The 18,305-nt window shown below is 68.2% G+C and carries 16 protein-coding genes; 14 read left to right on the forward strand and 2 right to left on the reverse strand.

Translation table 11 applies throughout. The features are described 5' to 3' along the window. Nucleotides 1–17 precede the first annotated feature (17 nt). Genes ACNA0R_RS16955 through ACNA0R_RS16975 form a run of 5 tightly spaced genes read left to right on the forward strand, consistent with a single transcriptional unit; the run spans nt 18 to nt 5,323 of the window. Nucleotides 18–1,490 (forward strand): FAD-dependent oxidoreductase, encoded by a 1,473-nt coding sequence (locus ACNA0R_RS16955; protein WP_415827212.1) that lies wholly within the window; start codon nt 18–20, stop codon nt 1,488–1,490. Continuing rightward, nucleotides 1,487–1,888 (forward strand): (2Fe-2S)-binding protein, encoded by a 402-nt coding sequence (locus ACNA0R_RS16960; RefSeq protein WP_415827213.1) that lies wholly within the window; start codon nt 1,487–1,489, stop codon nt 1,886–1,888. The genes ACNA0R_RS16955 and ACNA0R_RS16960 overlap by 4 nt, the downstream gene beginning before the upstream one ends. Further along, nucleotides 1,885–3,276 carry an FAD-dependent oxidoreductase gene (locus ACNA0R_RS16965; protein WP_415827214.1) on the forward strand — a complete coding sequence of 464 codons (1,392 nt, stop codon included), beginning with the start codon at nt 1,885–1,887 and terminating at the stop codon, nt 3,274–3,276. The genes ACNA0R_RS16960 and ACNA0R_RS16965 overlap by 4 nt, the downstream gene beginning before the upstream one ends. Next, complete coding sequence (locus ACNA0R_RS16970) at nt 3,273–4,406, forward strand: NAD(P)/FAD-dependent oxidoreductase (protein WP_415827215.1); 1,134 nt, start codon at nt 3,273–3,275, stop codon at nt 4,404–4,406. Before ACNA0R_RS16965 ends, ACNA0R_RS16970 begins: the two co-directional genes overlap by 4 nt. Beyond that, complete coding sequence (locus tag ACNA0R_RS16975) at nt 4,403–5,323, forward strand: 2-hydroxyacid dehydrogenase (RefSeq protein WP_415827216.1); 921 nt, start codon at nt 4,403–4,405, stop codon at nt 5,321–5,323. The genes ACNA0R_RS16970 and ACNA0R_RS16975 overlap by 4 nt, the downstream gene beginning before the upstream one ends. A gap of 57 nt (nt 5,324–5,380) precedes the next feature. Here the strand turns inward: ACNA0R_RS16975 and ACNA0R_RS16980 are convergent, their stop codons facing one another. Then, nucleotides 5,381–6,121: an IclR family transcriptional regulator gene (locus ACNA0R_RS16980; RefSeq protein ID WP_415827217.1), complete on the reverse strand. Its 741-nt coding sequence runs from the start codon at nt 6,119–6,121 to the stop codon at nt 5,381–5,383. A 95-nt stretch (nt 6,122–6,216) separates the two neighbouring features. Here ACNA0R_RS16980 and ACNA0R_RS16985 point away from each other — a divergent pair, with 95 nt between their 5' ends. The 8 genes from ACNA0R_RS16985 (at nt 6,217) to ACNA0R_RS17020 (ending at nt 14,216) form a co-directional block, all read left to right on the forward strand. Then, nucleotides 6,217–7,188: a Bug family tripartite tricarboxylate transporter substrate binding protein gene (locus tag ACNA0R_RS16985; RefSeq protein WP_415827218.1), complete on the forward strand. Its 972-nt coding sequence runs from the start codon at nt 6,217–6,219 to the stop codon at nt 7,186–7,188. Nucleotides 7,189–7,255: 67 nt separating this feature from the next. Continuing rightward, nucleotides 7,256–8,263, forward strand: a complete 1,008-nt coding sequence (locus ACNA0R_RS16990) for a Bug family tripartite tricarboxylate transporter substrate binding protein (RefSeq protein ID WP_415827219.1) — start codon at nt 7,256–7,258, stop codon at nt 8,261–8,263. A gap of 56 nt (nt 8,264–8,319) precedes the next feature. Beyond that, the gene (locus ACNA0R_RS16995; protein ID WP_415827220.1) at nt 8,320–9,003 is read left to right on the forward strand and encodes an RraA family protein; all 684 of its coding nucleotides are present in this window, start codon (nt 8,320–8,322) and stop codon (nt 9,001–9,003) included. Then, on the forward strand, nt 9,000–9,956 hold the full coding sequence (locus ACNA0R_RS17000) for a hydroxyacid dehydrogenase (protein ID WP_415827221.1): 957 nt from the start codon (nt 9,000–9,002) through the stop codon (nt 9,954–9,956). Before ACNA0R_RS16995 ends, ACNA0R_RS17000 begins: the two co-directional genes overlap by 4 nt. Nucleotides 9,957–9,971: 15 nt before the next feature. Next, nucleotides 9,972–11,042 (forward strand): cyclase family protein, encoded by a 1,071-nt coding sequence (locus tag ACNA0R_RS17005; RefSeq protein WP_415827222.1) that lies wholly within the window; start codon nt 9,972–9,974, stop codon nt 11,040–11,042. A gap of 148 nt (nt 11,043–11,190) precedes the next feature. After that, nucleotides 11,191–12,162 (forward strand): Bug family tripartite tricarboxylate transporter substrate binding protein, encoded by a 972-nt coding sequence (locus ACNA0R_RS17010; protein ID WP_415827223.1) that lies wholly within the window; start codon nt 11,191–11,193, stop codon nt 12,160–12,162. A 48-nt stretch (nt 12,163–12,210) separates the two neighbouring features. Next, nucleotides 12,211–13,143: an SMP-30/gluconolactonase/LRE family protein gene (locus ACNA0R_RS17015; protein WP_415827224.1), complete on the forward strand. Its 933-nt coding sequence runs from the start codon at nt 12,211–12,213 to the stop codon at nt 13,141–13,143. A 140-nt stretch (nt 13,144–13,283) separates the two neighbouring features. Further along, complete coding sequence (locus ACNA0R_RS17020) at nt 13,284–14,216, forward strand: Bug family tripartite tricarboxylate transporter substrate binding protein (RefSeq protein ID WP_415827327.1); 933 nt, start codon at nt 13,284–13,286, stop codon at nt 14,214–14,216. A 140-nt stretch (nt 14,217–14,356) separates the two neighbouring features. On the opposite strand, the gene ACNA0R_RS17025 is transcribed toward ACNA0R_RS17020, so the two are convergent. After that, the gene (locus ACNA0R_RS17025) at nt 14,357–15,571 is read right to left on the reverse strand and encodes a diguanylate phosphodiesterase (RefSeq protein ID WP_415827225.1); all 1,215 of its coding nucleotides are present in this window, start codon (nt 15,569–15,571) and stop codon (nt 14,357–14,359) included. Between the two features lie 298 nt (nt 15,572–15,869). Between ACNA0R_RS17025 and glf the strand changes: the two genes are divergently transcribed. Continuing rightward, nucleotides 15,870–18,296 (forward strand): UDP-galactopyranose mutase, encoded by a 2,427-nt coding sequence (gene glf, locus ACNA0R_RS17030; RefSeq protein WP_415827226.1) that lies wholly within the window; start codon nt 15,870–15,872, stop codon nt 18,294–18,296. Nucleotides 18,297–18,305: the final 9 nt, after the last annotated feature.

Genomic DNA, 18,305 nt, shown 5'->3' on the forward strand with positions numbered 1-18,305 from the left:
GCGGCGCGCCCACCATCATGCGTCCAGCACTACAGGCCCTGGAGGGCCGGGATTTCGACATCGCGATCATCGGCGCCGGCATCAATGGCGCGGCCGCCGCCCATGCCGCCGCGCAGGCCGGCTATCGTGTCCTGCTCGTCGACAAGGCCGACTACGGCTCCGGATCCAGCGCCCGGTCCAGCCGGCTGCTGCACTGCGGGCTGCGGTACCTGATGCCCGGCGGCCCGGTGACCACCTTCCTGCGCCATCCGGGCCGTTTCCTGGACGCGGTGCGCACCATCAAGCGTTCGATGGCCGTGCGCAGCGAGCTGGTGCGATCCGGCAAGGCGGGCCTGAAGCCGCTGCGCATGCACTATCCCCTGTTCAAGGATGGACCCTACGCGCCGTGGATGGTGGACGTGGCCTTCGGCATCCTGGGCGCCGTTTCCGACGGCAAGGTGCCGCTGGACTATCGCCGTGCGCCGGCCGCGCAGGCACGCGCGGAAAATCCCTTCGCGGGCTTCATCGCCCGGCCGGAACGCATCGCCAGCATCGCGTCCTACACCGAATACCAGTTCGATTGGCCGGAGCGCACCGTGGTGGACCTGGCCATGCAGGCGCAGGCCATGGGCGCGGTCGTGCGCAACTACACCGCGGCGACGTCCCTGCGCCAGCAGGACGGCCACTGGACCATAGGATTGCGCGACGCGGTCGAGGACAGCCAGGCGACGGTGGGCGCGCGCGCCGTCATGAACCTGGGCGGCGTATGGGTGGACCAGGTGAACGCCCTGGCCGGCAAGCCCGTATCGCGCAAGATCACCGGCACCAAGGGCGCGCACCTGGTTTTCCGCCTGCCCGCATCCTGCCGCGGCCAGGGCTTCGCGGCGATGTCCACGCGCAACCGCCCCTTCTATTGCATGCCGTGGCGCGACCTGCATTTCTTCGGGCCGACCGAGACTTTGTACGAAGGCGACCTGGACGACGTCTATTGCGACAAGGACGACGTCGACTTCATCCTGGGCGAAGTGAATCATCTGTTCCCGGCATTGAAGCTGGGACGGCGGGACATCGTTTCGACCTGGGCCGGCGTCAGGCCGCTGACTTTCGATGCCGCGCTCCCCATGGGGCACCGCTCGCGCCGCATCTACGACATGACCGACGACGGCCTGCCCGGCGCCTATGCGTTGAGCAATGGCTCGCTGGGCGCGCATCGCCGCACCGGCGCGGATCTGCTGCGGACCTTGCAGGCGCGGCTCGGCCCATCCCCGCGCGGCGCCGTCGCGGCCGTGCCGGACGCATGGCCTGACGCCCCCGCCGACGAACACGTCGTGACGCTGGAAGATTATCTGGCGCGCCGCCGCGGCCGTCTCTGGGATGCGGACCTGGGCCTGACGGATATCGCCGCCAGCGCCGCCGAACTGGGCCGTGCGCTGGGCTGGCCGGCGCGACGCGTCGATATCGAAGTGGCCGAGTACCAGCGCCTGGCGCAACGCTTGTACGGTGTGCGATGAAGCCCGCGGCCAGCATGGCCCGGTTGCGGCGGGTCAAGGATCCAGGCACGCCGCGGCTGAGCTTTACCGTCAACGGCGTCGAGCATCATGCGAGCGCCGGCGACACGGTGCTCACGGTGCTGCTCGCACGGCGCGCGGCCTTGCGCGCAACGCCATTCAGCGGGCAGCCACGGGCCGGCTTCTGCCTGATGGGTGCCTGCCAGGACTGCTGGGTACGCACGGCGGAAGGCGGATCGGTGCGCGCTTGTTCGACCTTGCTGCGCGAGGGCATGGCCCTGCTCTGCCCCGATGACGCGGACATCGCGCGCGCGGGCCCCGACGGTATGGGCGCGCGCGTCCCGGATAACGCCGCAAGCGTGGCCGCCCCGCGCAATGATGCGCCGGAGTCGCGGCCATGAACGTCCCGGCTGACGCCATGGCTGCCGATGGGCCCGTGGTTATCGTGGGCGCCGGCCCGGCCGGCGTGCGCGCGGGCCAGACCCTGCTGCGCCACGGCGTACGTCCCGTCGTGCTGGATGAAGGCGCGCGCGCCGGCGGCCAGATTTACCGCCGGCCGCCCGCCGGCCGCGATACGGCGCCGCGCCAACGCTATGGCTTCGAATGGCGCCGCGCCACCGCGATCCATGACGCCGGCGACGCACTGGCGCGCCAGGCCGACTATCACGCGGAAAGCCTGGTATGGAACGCCGGCCCTGGCTTGCTGCACGTGCTGGAAAGCGGCCAGCCTCGCATCCAGCGTTATGCCAGGCTGCTGCTTGCCACCGGCGCGACGGACCGCGTGCTGCCTTTTCCCGGCTGGACCTTGCCGGGTGTCTATACCTTGGGCGGCGCGCAGGTCGCGTTGAAGTCGCAGGATTGCGTACTGGGGCCCCGCATCGTCTTCGCCGGTACGGGGCCTTTGCTATATCTGGTCGCTTATCAGTACGCGCGCGCCGGCGCCCGGGTGGCGGCCGTCGTGGATACCTCGCCCTGGACCTCGCAGGCGAGCGCCCTGCCTGGCCTGGCGGCGCGTCCCGCCGTACTGGCCAAAGGCCTGTATTACGCCGCCTGGCTGCATGCCCGGGGCGTCCCCATCCATCGCGGCGCACGGCTGCGCGAGGCCCATGGCCGAGACACGCTGCACGGCCTGCGTTTCAGCGTCGGCGGCAAGACGCGGGAACTGGCTTGCGACGCCCTGGCGGTGGGCTTCGGCCTGCGCTCGGAAACGCAGTTGGCCGATCTGCTGGACTGCGCCTTCGACTTCGATCCATTGAATCGCGCGTGGCTGCCGCGGCGGGACGGCGCGGGCCGGGCATCGGTGCCTGGCGTATACCTGGCCGGCGACGGCGCGGGCATCGCCGGCGCGGACCATGCGGAGTGGGCCGGCGAGCGGGCCGCCCTGGCCCTGCTGGAAGATATGGGCATGGCCGTGGACGGCGCACGGGCGCGGACCCTGGAACGGCGCCTGTCGCGTTCGCGCCGGTTCCGCCGTGCGCTGGAACAGGCTTTTCCCCTGCCCGACGCGGCGGACCTGCTGCGCGATGGCGACACAACGTTATGCCGCTGCGAGGAAATCACGGTGGCCGAGGCCGCGGCCGCTATCGGCGCGCATGGCATCCGCGACATCAATCGCCTGAAAGCCTTGAGCCGCGTCGGCATGGGCATGTGCCAGGGCCGCATGTGCCAGGCTGGCGCCGCCGAAATGCTGGGCCGCGCCTGCGGCGGCGTGGAACTCGCCGGCCGCCTGCGCGCGCAGGCGCCCGTCAAGCCCCTGGCGCTGTCGGAGCTGGGAGGCGACGCGCCATGAAACGCATCGCGACCGAGGTCGCCGTGCTGGGCGCGGGCCTGATAGGCTCGGCCGCCGCGCTGGCGCTGCGCCAGGCGGGCATCGATGTCGTGCTGATCGATCAGGATGCACCGGGCGCGAAAGCCAGCGGGGTGAACTTCGGCGGCGTGCGGCGCCAGGGCCGCGCCATCGAGCAATTGCCGCTGGCGCAGCGGGCCCACGATATCTGGCCGCGCCTCGGCGAGCTGATAGGCGTGGACGGCGAATACGTACGCACCGGGCACCTGAAACTGGCGCGCAGCGATGCCGACCTGGCGTCGCTGGAAGCTTATCGCCGGCGCACCGCGGCATACGACCTGGGATTGCAGATACTGGATGGCGCGGCCTTCCGCCGCCGGTTTCCCATGTTCGGGCCCGAGGTCATCGGCGGCTCGCTGTGTCCCGAGGACGGCCAGGCCAATCCGCGCCTGGTGGCGCCCGCCTATGCGCGGGCGGCGGCCCGCGCCGGCGCGCTGCTGGTGCAGGGCGAACGGGTACCGGGCATCGAGTCGCAAGGCGAACGCTTCCTGCTGCGCACGCATGCCGGCACGGAGGTGCTCGCCACCTTCGTCATCAACGCGGCGGGCAGTTGGGGCGCCCAGGTGGCCGCCTGGTTCGGCGAGCATGTGCCGATGAAAGTGAAATACCCGACCATGGCCGTGACCGAGCCGCTGGCGCCGCTGGTCGGCGTGTCCATCGGCGTGGAAGGCGGCGGCTTCTACGGACGCCAGGTGGCGCGCGGCAATGTCGTCATGGGCGGAGGCTTCGGCACAGGCCTGCCGGGCGAACGCGCGCGCCCCGGCCCGGACGCCATCGCCGCGCTGGGCCGCAACGCCCCGCGCATCCTGCCCGGGCTGCGCCACGCGCACATCATCCGTTTCTGGTCGGGCCGCGAAGGCTACTTCGACGACAAGAATCCGGTCATAGGCTACAGCCGCCGCGCTCCGCGCCTGCTGCATGCCTTCGGGTTTTCCGGCGCGGGATTCCAGATTTCGCCGGCGGTGGGCGAAGTCCTGTGCGAACTGATCCAGGGGCGGGACGCCCTCCCTTATGCGGCCGCCTACGCGGTGGACCGCTTCCCATCCCCCGCCACCAAGGAGCCGGCCGCATGAGCCTGGTATTGATACGCAAGACCGCCCCGACCGCGCAATGGCTCGAAGCCTTGCGGCACGCCTGTCCCGATGTGGAAGTGCGCGTATGGCCGGACACCGGTCCGGCCGAGGACGTCGAATTCGTACTGAGCTGGGCCGCCGACCCCGGCGTGATCGCCGGCTTTCCAAATCTGCGCGCCGTATTCTCGCTCGGCGCCGGGGTGGACCACATCCTGAAGGACGCCACGGTCCCCGCCCATCTGCCCGTCGCCCGCATGGTGGACCCATCGCTGACCACGGGCATGGTGCAGTACGTCTGCATGGCCGTGCTGCAGCGGCATCGCGGCTGGGATGCCATGCGCGCGTTCCAGCGCGAGCGGGCCTGGCGGCGGCCGGAGTCCACCGGCGGCCGTGTCGGCATCATGGGCCTGGGTGAACTGGGCAGCGCCTGCGCGCGCGCCTTGCAGGGCCTGGGCTTCGAGGTCGCGGGTTGGAGCCGGCGGCCCAAGTCGCTGGCCGGCATCGAGGCCTACGCCGGCGCCGACGGCCTGGACGATTTCCTGGCGCGTACGGACATATTGGTGAACCTGCTGCCGCTGACGGCCGAGCTGGAAAACATCCTGTGCGCCGAGACGTTCGGGCGTTTGCCGCGCGGCGCGTACCTGATCAACGTCGGGCGCGGCGAGCACCTGGTGGAAGCGGACCTGCTGGCGGCGCTGGACGCCGGCCTATTGTCCGGCGCCACGCTGGATGTGTTCCGCGTCGAGCCGCTGCCGGCCGATCACCCGTTCTGGACACGCCCGGATATCGCCATTACGCCGCACAACGCGAGCATGACGCATCCCGGGACGGCGGCCGCGCACGTCGCGGCCAACATTGCCCGGGCGCGCGCGGGACAGCCCTTGCTAGGGCAGGTCGACCGGCAGCGGGGTTATTGACGCGTCCGGGGGGTGAACGGGCAAAGGCAGCAATAGGCCGGCGGCATGCGCCGCGTCCTAGCGCGGCTGCCCTTGCCGTACGCCCATCATCGCGCGCGACAGGCGGCTGGCCGCCGACAGGATGTGATCCTTGTGCTCCAACAGCAGCTGCCCGGTCAGCCGCGATAAGGGCCCCGAGATGCAGATGGCGCCGACCAGGCTCCAGTTGATCCCGTAAACCGGTGCGGAAATGCTGGAAACTTCCGCATCGCGCTCACCCAGCGACATCATGTAACCCGCCCGCCGTATCGACTCATAGGGCTCGTCGGGCTCGCCCGAGAATGCCAGCAGCACGCGCCCCGGACTGCCCAGGTTCAGCGGCAAGGCCGCGCCCACGCGCACGTGGTGGCGTATCGCCCGCGGCCCCTCCACGCGAGCTACGCAAATCCGCTGGTTGCCTTCGCGCACATAGAACGTGGCGCTTTCGCCGGTGGCGGCGGATAGCTCGCGCAGCACCGGCTGCACGATTTCCACCACGTTGAACGTGGCCTGGTAGCAGGCGCCCAGCCAGCCCGCGGCGCGCGCCAGGCGCCAGTTGCCGTCCGCCCGTTGCGCCAGATAGTCGTCCATGGCCAGCGTGCGCGCCAGCCGCAGCACGGTGGACCGGTGGCATCCCGTGCGCCGGCTCAATTCCGCCAGGGACAGGTGGGCGTCCTCCACACCGAAAGCTTCCAGGATGCGCATGGCGCGGCGCACGGCGACTACGCCCTCTTCCGGGCCGGCATCTTCCTCGTTCTCGAGGGCGTCTTCGTGCTTCATACAGTGATACGTGTCTCGTACTGTGAAATGGCATTGTAGTACGTGGAACAACGGACCACAATTCGCCCCATTCGATAAAAACACTGGAGACAACGATGAAATTCCTACGTCGTGCTTTTGCCGCTCTGTTCATCGGGGCCTGCGCCCTGCACGCCGCGGCCGCCCTGGCCTATCCGGACAAGCCCATCCGATTGATCGTGCCCTTCCCGCCCGGTGGCGGCACGGACGCTCTGGCACGCCAGGTCGCCAACGAGATGGGATCCATGAAGGGATGGACCTTCGTGATCGAAAACCGCCCCGGCGCGGGCGGCAACCTGGGCGTGGACCAGGTCGCCAAGGCCGCGCCCGACGGATACACGCTGGTCCTCGGCCAGACCAGCAACCTGGCGATCAATCCCACGCTGTACTCCAAGCTGCCCTATGACCCCGAACGCGACCTGACGCCCATCGGCCTGGTCGCCGAAGCGCCCCTGGTCCTGGTCGTGGCGGCCAACTCGCCCTACAAGACGCTGGCCGACGTCGTCGCGGCGTCCAAGGCCAAGCCGGGCGCGCTGGACGTGGCGACTTCAGGCAATGGCACGGTCGCCCACCTGGCGACCGAGATGTTCCAGAAAGCGGCCGGGATCCGCCTGACGCACATCCCCTACAAGGGCGCGGCGCAAGGATCGACCGACCTGATCGGCGGCCAGATCGACATGTACATGTCGTCGGTACCCACCCTGATCGGCCACATACGCAGCGGCGCCATGCGCGCGCTGGCCGTGACTTCCGTCCAGCGCAGCGACGATCTGCCCGACGTGCCCACGTTCGCGGAGTCCGGGTTCAAGAACTTCGACGCGGTGACGTGGTTCGGCCTTGCCGGTCCCAAGGGCCTGCCCGCCGGCGTGGTGGCGACGCTGAACAAGGCGCTAGCCGCCGCGCTGGACGCGCCGGCCACGCGCAAGCTGTTCCAGGCCCAGGGCGCCGCGGTACGCAGCAGTTCGCCGGAAGCCTTCGCCAAGCTCATCCATGACGACCGCATCCGCTGGGGGCAGATCGTCAAGGAATCCGGAGCGCGCATCGATTGACAGGCCGATGTCCGCGCACGCGACAGCGAGCGGACATGCAAAAACAACTCGAATAGAGAGAGACATCATGACCGCATCCGACCACCCGCGCTCCGGCCGCCGGCGCTTCCTGGCCACGGCCGCGGTGCTGGCCACCGGCGCGCTTGGCGCCCGCGCGGCGTCCGGCGCAACCGACGCATGGCCCGCGGGCAAGCCTATCACCTGGGTCGTGCCCTACCCGCCGGGCGGAAGCACCGACGTGCTGGGCCGCAGCATCGCGCAACAGTTGAACGGCCCGCTCGCGACCACGGTCATCGTGGAGAACAAGCCCGGCGCCACCGGCACCATCGGCGCGGCGCTGGTCGCGCGCGCCGCGCCCGACGGCCTGACCTTGCTGGGCACGTCCATCGGGCCGCAGGCGATCGCGCCGCACATCATGGGCAAGCTCCCTTACGACCCGATCGAATCCTTCGCGCCCGTCATCACCCTCGGCACCATTCCGCACATCCTGGTGGTCGGCGCCGCGCAGCCGTATGCCACGCTGAAGGATCTCGTGAGCGCCGCGCTCGCGTCCCCCGGAAAGCTGGCGTTCGCGTCCGGCGGGACGGGGACCATCCTGCAGATGCAGGGCGAACTCTTGCAGCAACAGAGCGGCGCGAAGTTCCTGCATGTTCCCTACAAGGGCGATACGCCCGCGCTGCAGGACACGCTGGGCGGTCAGGTGCAGTTCATGTTCGCGCCGGCGGCCGCCGCGCTGCCGCATGTAAAGAGCGGCGCCCTGCGCGCCCTGGCGGTGACGTCCGCCCAGCGCCTGGCCGCCCTGCCCGACACGCCCACCATGGCCGAGGAAGGCTACAAGGACTTCGTCGTCGAACAGTGGCAGGCGGTGTTCGCGCCCGCCGGCACGCCCGCGGCCATCATCGATCGCCTCAACACGGCCATAGGACAGGCTCTGCGCCATCCCGGCATCGCCGAGCTCGCCGGCAAGCTGGGCATCACCCTGGCCGGCGGCCCGCCATCCGATCTGGATGCCCTGCGCCGCGCCGACTTTGAAAAGTGGGGCCGCCTGATCCGCGACGCGCACATCAAGGCCTGACCCAATTCCGTCAATCCATGGGTCGCCGACCCATTCTCATGCCACAAGGAATCACCATGAGCTCTTCCGACATCATCAGGGATTTTCCGCGGGTTTCCGCCTCCGTCGTCGAACAGGCCGCGCGCTTCCAGCCCGCCATCCTGGCCGACGTGGCCGGACGGCGCGGCGCCATGCACGGTCGCATCCGTCCGCTGCATTCCTCCATGAAGCTGGCGGGGCCGGCGTTCACGGTGGAAGTGCGGCCGGGCGACAACCTGATGATCCACGCGGCGATTTCCCTGGCGCGGCCGGGCGACGTCCTGGTCATCGACGGCAAGGGCGATCTGAGCTCCGCCTTGATGGGCACGATCATGATGACCGCCTGCAAGCAACTGGGACTGGCGGGCGTCGTGATGGACGGCGCCGCGCGCGACAGCCTGGAGATCATCGAAATGGACTATCCGGTTTTCGCGGCCGGGACCAACCCGAACGGACCGACCAAGAACATCGGCGGCCGCATCGGCCATCCGGTCACGGTCGGCGGCATCACCGTGCACCCTGGCGATTTCGTGATCGGCGATAACGACGGCGTGGTCGTGGTCGAGCGCGACAAGATAGAAGGCCTGCTCCTCGCCGCCGACAAGAAGGTCAAGGACGAGGCCGCCCGCATCGCCGCCATCAAGGCCGGCGACACCGCGGCCAAGTGGCTGGGCGCGGCCCTGCGCACCGCCGGCGTGCTGAAGGAAGGAGAAACGCTTTGAGCGCCGCCGCCCGCCCGCGGCCCGGCCGTCCCACGATCCTGGTGACCGCGGCCGATCTGGCGCCGCAGGCCGTGGCGCTGCTGGACGGCTACGACCTGGTCTATGCCGGCAAGACGCCTACCGAAGATGACATCGTGGCCCTGTGCCGGCAACACGATCCCGCCGCCATCATCGTCCGCTACAGCAAGGTCGGCGCGGCCGCCATGGACGCGGCGCCGTCGCTGAAGGTGATTTCCAAGCACGGTAGCGGCACCGACACCATAGACAAGGCCGCCGCGCAGGCGCGCGGTATCGCCGTCGTGGCCGCGGCGGGCGCCAACGCGGCGGCCGTCGCCGAGCAGTCCGTGGCGCTGCTGCTGGCCTGCGTGAAATCCGTGGTCAAGCTAGACAGCCGCATGCGCGCCGGGCATTGGGACAAGTCCACGCACAAGAGCGCGGAGCTGGCCGGCAAGACGCTGGGCCTGATCGGCCTGGGCGCCATCGGCCGCCGGGTCGCCCGCGTCGCGGCCAGCATGGAGATGCGCGTGATCGGCTTCGATCCGTATGCCAAGGACCTGCCCGCCGACATTGCCGGCGTGGACCTGGCGACGATCTGGCGCGAGTCGGACGCCATCTCGCTGCACTGCCCGCTGACGGAAGAAAACCGCGGCATGGTGAACGCCGACACGCTGGCGCAATGCAAGCGCGGCGTGGTCATCGTCAACACCGCGCGCGGCGGCCTGATCGATGAGCCTGCCCTGCTGCGGGCAGTGCGCGATGGCCAGGTGCGCGCCGCGGGGCTGGACAGCTTCGCTACCGAACCCATGCAGGCCGGTCACCCCTTCCAGTCCGAACCCAACATCATCCTGAGCCCGCACATCGGCGGCGTCACGCATGAAGCCTACGTGAAGATGGGGGTGGGCGCGGCGGAAAACGCGCTCGCTGTGCTGCGGCAACGGGCGTCGCGCGATTGAAAGGAAATCCACGCCATGGCTAAACGATGGAAACAGGCGCCGCCGGACAGCTCCTGGGGCGAATTCGGCGATGACGACCAGCGCGGGCGCATGAACCTGGTCGACCAAGCCAAGGTTCTGCAAGGCATCGCCGAAGTCCGCGAAGGACTGACGTTCTGCCTGTCGCTGCCGCTGGACCTGCCGGGCGGCATGTCGCTCAATCCGCGGCGCCTGCCGCCGCAACGCTATGCCACGCTGCGCGATGGCAAGAGCGCCGGCGTGCAGGGCTTTTGCTGGTCGTATGCCAGCGAAGATCCGGCGCTGACCGACGTCGTGTGCGACGACGTACTGCTGATGAACACGCAGTACTCCACGCAATGGGACAGCCTGGCGCATATGGGCAGCCGCTTCGACGCGGATGGCGATGGCGTCGACGAGGCCGTGTTCTACAACGGCTTCCGCGCGGGCGTAGACCTGCGCGCCGCGCCCGAGGATCCTCGCGCGGTAACCGACTGGGCCAGATTTCCGGGCCCTTCGGCGCGCGCGCTGGGCATCGAAAATCTGGCGGAACACGGCGCCCAGGGCCGCGGCGTCCTGATCGACCTGGAGCACCACGTGGGGCGCACCCGCCAGGCCGTCGGCTACGACGCCCTGATGCGCATGCTGGATGCGGATGGCATCGTGGTTGAGCCTGGCGACATGGTCTGCCTGCATACCGGTTTCGGCGACATGCTGGTGTCCATGCGCGGCACGCCCGATGTCGCGCATCTGCATGCGACGGGCAGCGGGCTGGACGGCCATGACGCCAGGCTGTTGCAGTGGATCGTCGATAGCCGGCTGGCCTGCCTGATTTCCGACAACCCCGCCGTCGAACTGGTGCAGCCGATCAAGTTCGGCCAGCAAGGACAGCCGATGCGCGGGCCGCGCCTGCCGCTGCACGAGCACTGCCTGTTCAAGAACGGTATCCATCTGGGCGAGCTTTGGTGGCTGACGCCGCTGGCGCGCTGGCTGCGCGCGCACGGCCGCAGCCGCTTCCTGCTGACCGCGCCGCCGCTGCGCCTGCCAGGCGCGGTCGGCTCGCCGGCAACACCCATCGCCACCGTATAGCCCGCATGGACAGCCACCGCCGTATAGCCATCACCGTATAGCGCCCAGGCGGCGCAACGCATCGTCGAACAAAGCCCGGCCCCAAGCGGCGGGCGACAACAGTAGTGGCGCAAGCCGGCATCGTCCGGCGAACCGCCGAGGAGACAACATGACCCTTGCCCGTCCTTTCCTGGCCGCGGCCCTGGCGCTGATCGGCGGTGGCGTCACGACGGCGCAGGCCGCCTACCCGGAGCGGCCCGTACGCATCATCGTGGGCTTTTCGCCGGGCGGCCCCACCGACGTGGTGGCACGCGCCTTCGCGTCGTATGCCAGCCAGGCCCTGGGCCAGTCCTTCGTTGTTGAAAACAAGCCCGGCGCCAATACCATCCTGGCGGCGGAGGCCGTGGCCAAGTCGCCCGCCGACGGCTATACGCTGCTGTTCGGCGCGACGAATCACACCATGATTCCGGCGCTATACAGCACCCGGGTGAAGTTCGACGCCCTGCGTTCCTTCACGCCCATCTGCGCCGTGGCGTTCAGCCCGACCGTGCTGGTGGTCGGCCCGTCGATGCCGGTCAAGACGCTGGACGCCTTCCTGGGCAAGCTCAAGGCGGAACCCGGCAAACACACTTATGCCACGCCCGGAACCGGCAGCTCCGGCCATTTCGTCACCGAGCAATTCCTGCGGCTGACCGGAACTTCGATGAACCACATCCCCTACAAGGGCGCGGCGCAGGCCGTGTCCGACCTGATGGGCGGCCAGGTCGACAGTTCCTTCGCGACGCTGGGCTCGGTGCTGCCGCAGGTGGAGTCCGGCAAGCTGACGGCGCTGGCGGTGGCCGCGCCGCAACGCCTGCCGCAATTGCCCGACATACCGACTTTCGCCCAGGCCGGCGTGCAAGGCTACGCCGCCGAAGCCTGGTACGGCGTGCTCGCGCCCGCCGACATTCCGGCCGACGCACGGCAGAGGCTGGAACAGGTCGCCGCCGCCTACGCGTCCGCGGCCGGAACCGCAAAAAGCCTGGACGCGCTGGGCATGCAGCCTCGCGGCACGTGCGGCGACGCTTTCCGGATGCAAATGTCGCACGAGATCGATGAATACAGCGCCCTGGCCAAGAGCCTGGGATTGAAAGCCGAATAAATCGCGCGCCGGCCTGGCCGGCCGCGTGCAGCGCAACGGAGAACCACGATGTTTTTGATCAATCCGCCCAGCGTCGTCGACTTCGACGTGTGGTCCGCCATGCCCGATGCGTACCGCAGGCCGCGTCGCAGCGCCTGGGCCGACGCCAACCGCGGCGGCGCCCCGACGGATTCCTTTCTGGAAGGACCGGTCTTCGACGATGCCGGCAATCTCTACGTGACGGACATCCCATGGGGCCGGATTTTCAAGATAGACAAGGCGGGAACCTGGACCCTGATCGCCGAGTATGACGGCGAACCCAACGGCATGAAGTTCCTGGCCACCAACCGTCTGCTGATCACCGACTACAAGAACGGCCTGATAATGCTGGATGTCACCACCGGCGCCGTCGAACCCTACCTGGAACGCCGCAACAGCGAACGCTTCCGCGGCGTGAATGACCTGGTGTTCGACGCCGAAGGCAATCTGTATTTCACCGATCAGGGCCAGAGCGGGCTGCATGATCCCACCGGACGCCTTTATCGCCTGCGCCGCAACGGCCAGCTCGATCTGATGCTGGACAACGTGCCCAGCCCGAACGGCGTCGCCCTGTCGCCCGACGGCCGCGTGCTGTACCTGGCGGTGACGCGCGGCAATTGCGTCTGGCGAGTGCCGCTGATGATCGACGGCAGCGTCAGCAAGGTCAGCCGGTTTTTCACGTCCTACGGTCCCAGCGGACCGGATGGGGTGGCCGTGGACAGCGAAGGCAACCTGCTGGTCTGCAATCCAGGACTGGGCTATGTCTGGCTGCTCAATCATCGCGCCGAGCCGATCATCGTCTGGCGCAGTCCCAAGGGCATGTCCACCACCAATATCGCGTTCGGCGGGCCGGATCGCCGCACGATCTTCTGCACCGAATCCGTATCCGGCTCCATCCTTACCGCGTCGGCGCCCAATGCCGGGCTCCCCCTGGCGCGGCTGCGGGGCGTGGCCGGCAAATAGGCAGGCAATAGGCAGGCAATAGGCAGGCAATGCCGGGACAGCGGGCCCGGCGCATTCCATACCATCAAAAGGAGACATTCATGTCAGCCATTCGAGGAATATTCTCATCGTCCATCCTGAACGCGGCACGCGCGGTCGCCATGGTCGCCGCATTGGGCGGCGCCGCAACGGCGCAGGCGGCTTTCCCCGAGCGTCCGATCACACTGGTGGTTTCCTACGCGCCGGGCGGCTCGGCGGACGCGCTCGCGCGCCTGCTGGCGCAGCGCATGGGCGCCAAACTGAATACCAGTGTCGTGGTGGAAAATCGTCCCGGCGCCAGCGGCACCATAGGCGCGGCCTACGTGGCCAAGGCCGCGGCCGATGGCTACACCGTGCTGTACGACGCCACGCCCTACTCCATCAATCCGCATCTGTTCCCGCAGATGCCTTACGCCAAGGACGCGCTGAAGCCCTTATCGCTGGTCTCGCTGGCGCCCAACATCCTGATCGTCAAGGCGGATTCCAAGTACAAAGACGTCAAGGACCTGATCGCGCAGGCCAAGGCCCATCCCGGCAAGATCAACTTCGCTTCCGGCGGCAGCGGTACGGTCCAGCGCCTGGCCGCCGAGCTGTTCCGGCAGAAGCTGAATCTGGACATGGTGCACGTGCCGTACAAGAGCGGCGGCCCGGCCATCACGGACGTGATGACCGGCCAGGTGGACTTCATGTTCAGCACGGTGGCGGCATCCTACCCTCTGGTCCAAGCCGGCCGCTTGCGCGCGCTGGCGATTTCGTCGCCGCAGCGCTCGGCGCTGCTGCCCAATGTGCCGACCGTGGCGGAAACGGCAATTCCGGGCTACGAGGTCTACGAGTGGAACGGCGTGTTCCTGCCCGCCGGCGTGCCGAATGACGTGGCGGCGAAGCTGCACGACACACTGGTGCAGGTGTTGAAAGAGGATGAGGTCCGTAAACGCTTCAACGACCTGGGCGTACAGCCGGTGGGTTCGACGCCGGCTGAATTCGCCGACTACCTGAAGAAGGAAGACGCGAAATGGGCGCAAGTCATCCGCCAGGGTGATATCCGCCAGGATTGAGCGCGTCCGCTGGCGCCAGCGCCTTGGACACGTCCGCGAATGCCGGCACGAGCGGATGGCTTGAGTCGCCTGGGTTAAGTCACTGGAACCGGCCACTCGAACCGGCTGAAGCGATTCCAGTGGCCCGGAAAGCGTAAGCCTCAGCTCTTCCTGCTGGGCCACCAGATCGGCGCGACGCCGTTCAAGGCCGGCCTGGCGAACAGATAACCCTGGAACTTCTCTATGCCGGCGGCCTGCAGCCAGCACCAGTCTTCCGCGGTTTCGACACCCTCGGCCACGATCGTGATGCCCAGCGCCGCGCAGAACTGCACGATGGACCGCACGATGGCCTGGCGCGGTCCGTCGGCATGGACGCCGTGGATAAGCTTGCGGTCTATCTTCAGCTTCTCCGGCTGGAATTCCACCAACAGCGACAAACCGGCGAAGCCGGCCCCGAAGTCGTCGATGGCCAGCCCGATGCCGGCGCGCCGCAGCTGCGTGATCGCCGTCTGGAATCCGTCCAGGCGGGAGATGACCTCCTGCTCCGTGACTTCGACGACCAGTTGTTCCGGCGCGAGTCCGTTACCCGCCAGTTGCTCAAGCAGGATATCGACCGCGCGGGGGACCGCGACCAGCGACATGGGCAGCAGGTTCACGGACACCTTGCAATCACCGATGCCTATCCTGTTCACCAGCGCGAATGCGTAAGCCTTGGCATCCAGATCCGCCTGATAGAGCTGGTCCTGGGGAATGGACGAAAAGTACGCCTCGGGCGAGCCGCCCGAGGCGCTGCGGATCAAGGCCTCGAGCGAACTGACCTCGCGGCGCAAGGGGTCGACGATGGGCTGCAACGCGAACTGGCAGGGTTGGCCCGCGATAGGCACGCCGCCGGCCGCGCCGAATATGTCGCTGCCCGGCGCGAAGGTCCACTCCGACGCATCGCTGCCTTCGACGAAATGGTCCTTCCAGTCGCCGGCCGCGCAGGCCTTGATGATCTTGAGTACCCGATCATCGTAGGTCAGGCTGTTGCGCGCCGTCACCCGCGCGAGCAATGCGTCCATGACGGTGCTCGCCGTGTAGTCGCGCAGATCGAACAACTCCATGCCGCGTCCGCCGAAGCGCCGCGATGGCGCATGGTCGCGCAGCAGCCGCACGATTTGACTATGCCGGGCGTCACGCAGAATGGATTTGTAGAGCGTATCGACGTCCTCGTCCGGCCCTTCCAGTACCTGGAAGAAATACATGCCATCGAACAGCAGGATGCCGGTGACGTGTATGGCTTGATTTCGGCGACGCGAAGCATCGGCCAATTGGTGCAGATCTTCCGCCGACATGGATCCGCGCATGCGGCTGCGATAGATGAGCGTCGATAGCATGGGGTCCCGTACCGCAAGCGCGGAGATGTCCTCTCCGCCACGCCCTGCTCAGGCAGGTTTTTGTGAGTGCTGCTCATATTACCTTGCCGAGCTTGAGTATGACTTACTTCGCGTTGTAGTGAGGGGACGCCGCAACGCTTCACGGGCAAGCGTTCTCACGTTGGGCATGCCATCTGCGTTATGGGCGGCCGCGTCGGCGCGATCGCCGCGCGCGGCATCGACACAGTCGCGCACCGCGTTCACCTTCCCATTCTCATCCGCACGGCACTTCCCTGCCAGCCATCACCCCGAGGCGATCATGAATCCCCAAGCTCCCCAGCGCGTCGACAACGCCACCGCACGGCCCTCGACTCGCGCAGCCGGCGCCGGCGCGCAGCAGTCCGCGCGTCCCGACCTGATCTGCTTCTCGCATCTGCGCTGGCATTTCGTTTACCAGCGTCCGCAGCACCTGCTGTCGCGCTTTGCCCGCTCGCATCGCGTGTACTACTTCGAAGAGCCGGTCGGCGCCGACGATGGGGAAGCGCGGCTCGACAGGCACGTCGTCGACTGCGGCGTCACGATCCTGGTGCCGCGGCTGCCGGCCGGCATGGACCCAGGGCAAACCGAGGCCACGTTGCGCCGCCTGCTCGACCAGGTCATCGCCGATGAGGCGATCCAGCCCGCGGTGCTCTGGTACTACACGCCTATCGCGCTGGGGTTTTCCGCGCACCTGGCGCCGGCGGCGATCGTGTACGACTGCATGGATGAGCTGTCGGCGTTCCGCGGCGCGCCGCCGGAGCTGACCGCGCGCGAGGCCGAGCTGCTGACACGCGCCGATGTCGTCTTTACCGGCGGGCACAGTCTGTACGAGGCAAAGCGGGAACGGCATCGCAATGTCCATGCCTTTCCCAGCAGCGTCGACATCGAGCATTTCAAGCGGGCCAGGATCGCCGGCGCGGAACCGGCGGATCAGGCCGGCATACCGCATCCCAGGCTCGGGTTCTATGGCGTGCTGGACGAACGCTTGGATACCGGCCTCGTCGCGCGCATAGCCGCCGCGCGTCCCGACTGGCAACTGGTCTTCGTCGGCCCGGTCGTCAAGATCGATCCGGCCACCCTGCCGCGCGCGGACAACATCCACTATCTGGGCCCGAAGGCGTACGGTGACCTGCCCGCCTACCTGTCGGGCTGGGACGCCGCGCTGATGCCCTTCGCCCTGAACGAGTCCACTCGCTTCATCAGCCCGACCAAGACGCCGGAATTCATCGCCGCCGGCAAACCGGTGGTCAGCACGCGCATCGTCGACGTGGAACGCAGCTATGGCGCCTGTCCTTTGGTACGCATTGCCGACGATGCCGACGGCTTCGTCGCGGCCGCCGCCGCGGCGCTGCGGGACGCCGAAACGCCCGCTGTCGTGGCCGGCCATGCGGATCGCGCGCTGGCCGGCATGTCCTGGGATCGCACGTGGCGGGACATGTCGGAACGGGTGGCTGAAGTATCCCGGCCGCGCCCGGCGCCTGTCGTGCCGATGCGAGGCAGAAGCGCCGCCGCGAAGGACGACGCGCGGCAGGCGGGCCGGCCGTCCCCGGCATCGCGGTCTTCGACGGCGCGATACGACTACCTGGTCGTCGGCGCCGGCTTTGCCGGCAGCGTCCTGGCGGAACGGCTGGCCGCCGGACTGGGCCAGCGCGTGCTGGTGATCGATCGCCGGCCCCACATCGGCGGCAACGCCTACGACCACTTCGACGATGCCGGGGTGCTCGTGCACCGCTACGGGCCCCATATTTTCCATACCAACGCCGATCAGGTGGTGAAGTATCTGTCGCGGTTTACCGGGTGGCGGCCGTACGAGCATCGCGTACTTGCCAGCGTGGACGACATGCTGGTGCCCATGCCCATCAACCTGACGACGCTGTCGACGCTGTACGGGCAGCAGTTCACCAGCGCAAGCGCCCAGGCCTTCCTGGCCGAGCGCGCGGAAACCCATCTGCAGATCCGCACCGCGGAAGACATGGTGGTATCGCAGGTGGGCCGCGACCTGTACGAGCGTTTCTTCCGCGGCTATACCCGCAAGCAATGGGGCCTGGACCCTGCGCAACTGGACAAGAGCGTGACGGCGCGCGTGCCCACCCGCACTTCGCACGACGACCGCTACTTCACCGACCGCTTCCAGGCCATGCCCGACCAGGGGTATACCCGCATGTTCGAACGCATGCTGGACCACCCGAATATCGACGTGTGCCTGGGGACGGATTACCGGACGCTGCGCGGCGCCGTGCCGGCACGAAAGCTGGTCTATACCGGCCCCATCGACGAGTACTTCGATTACTGCCACGGCGCGCTGCCGTACCGCTCGCTGGTCTTCCGCCACGAGACGCTCGGCCAGGAGCGGTTCCAGGCCGTGGGGGTGGTCAACTATCCCGCGGAAGAGGTGCCCTACACGCGCATCACGGAATACAAGCACCTGACCGGACAGCGCCATCCCTGCACCAGCCTCACCTACGAGTATCCGAGCGCGGAAGGCGACCCCTACTATCCGGTTCCGCGACCGGAGAACGCCGAGCTATACCGGCGTTATCAGGCACTGGCGGATGCGCGTCCGGACGTATTGTTCGTCGGCCGGCTGGCCACCTACCGCTACTACAACATGGACCAGGTCGTGGCGCAGTCCTTGGCGGCCTACGGCCGCATCGAGGCGGAACACCGCGCCGGGACATCGCTGCCGGCCCAGGCGGCCGTGGCCTGAGGGGGCGTG

Source organism: Bordetella sputigena, assembly GCF_965137885.1.
Taxonomy (GTDB): Bacteria; Pseudomonadota; Gammaproteobacteria; order Burkholderiales; family Burkholderiaceae_B; genus Bordetella_C; species Bordetella_C sputigena.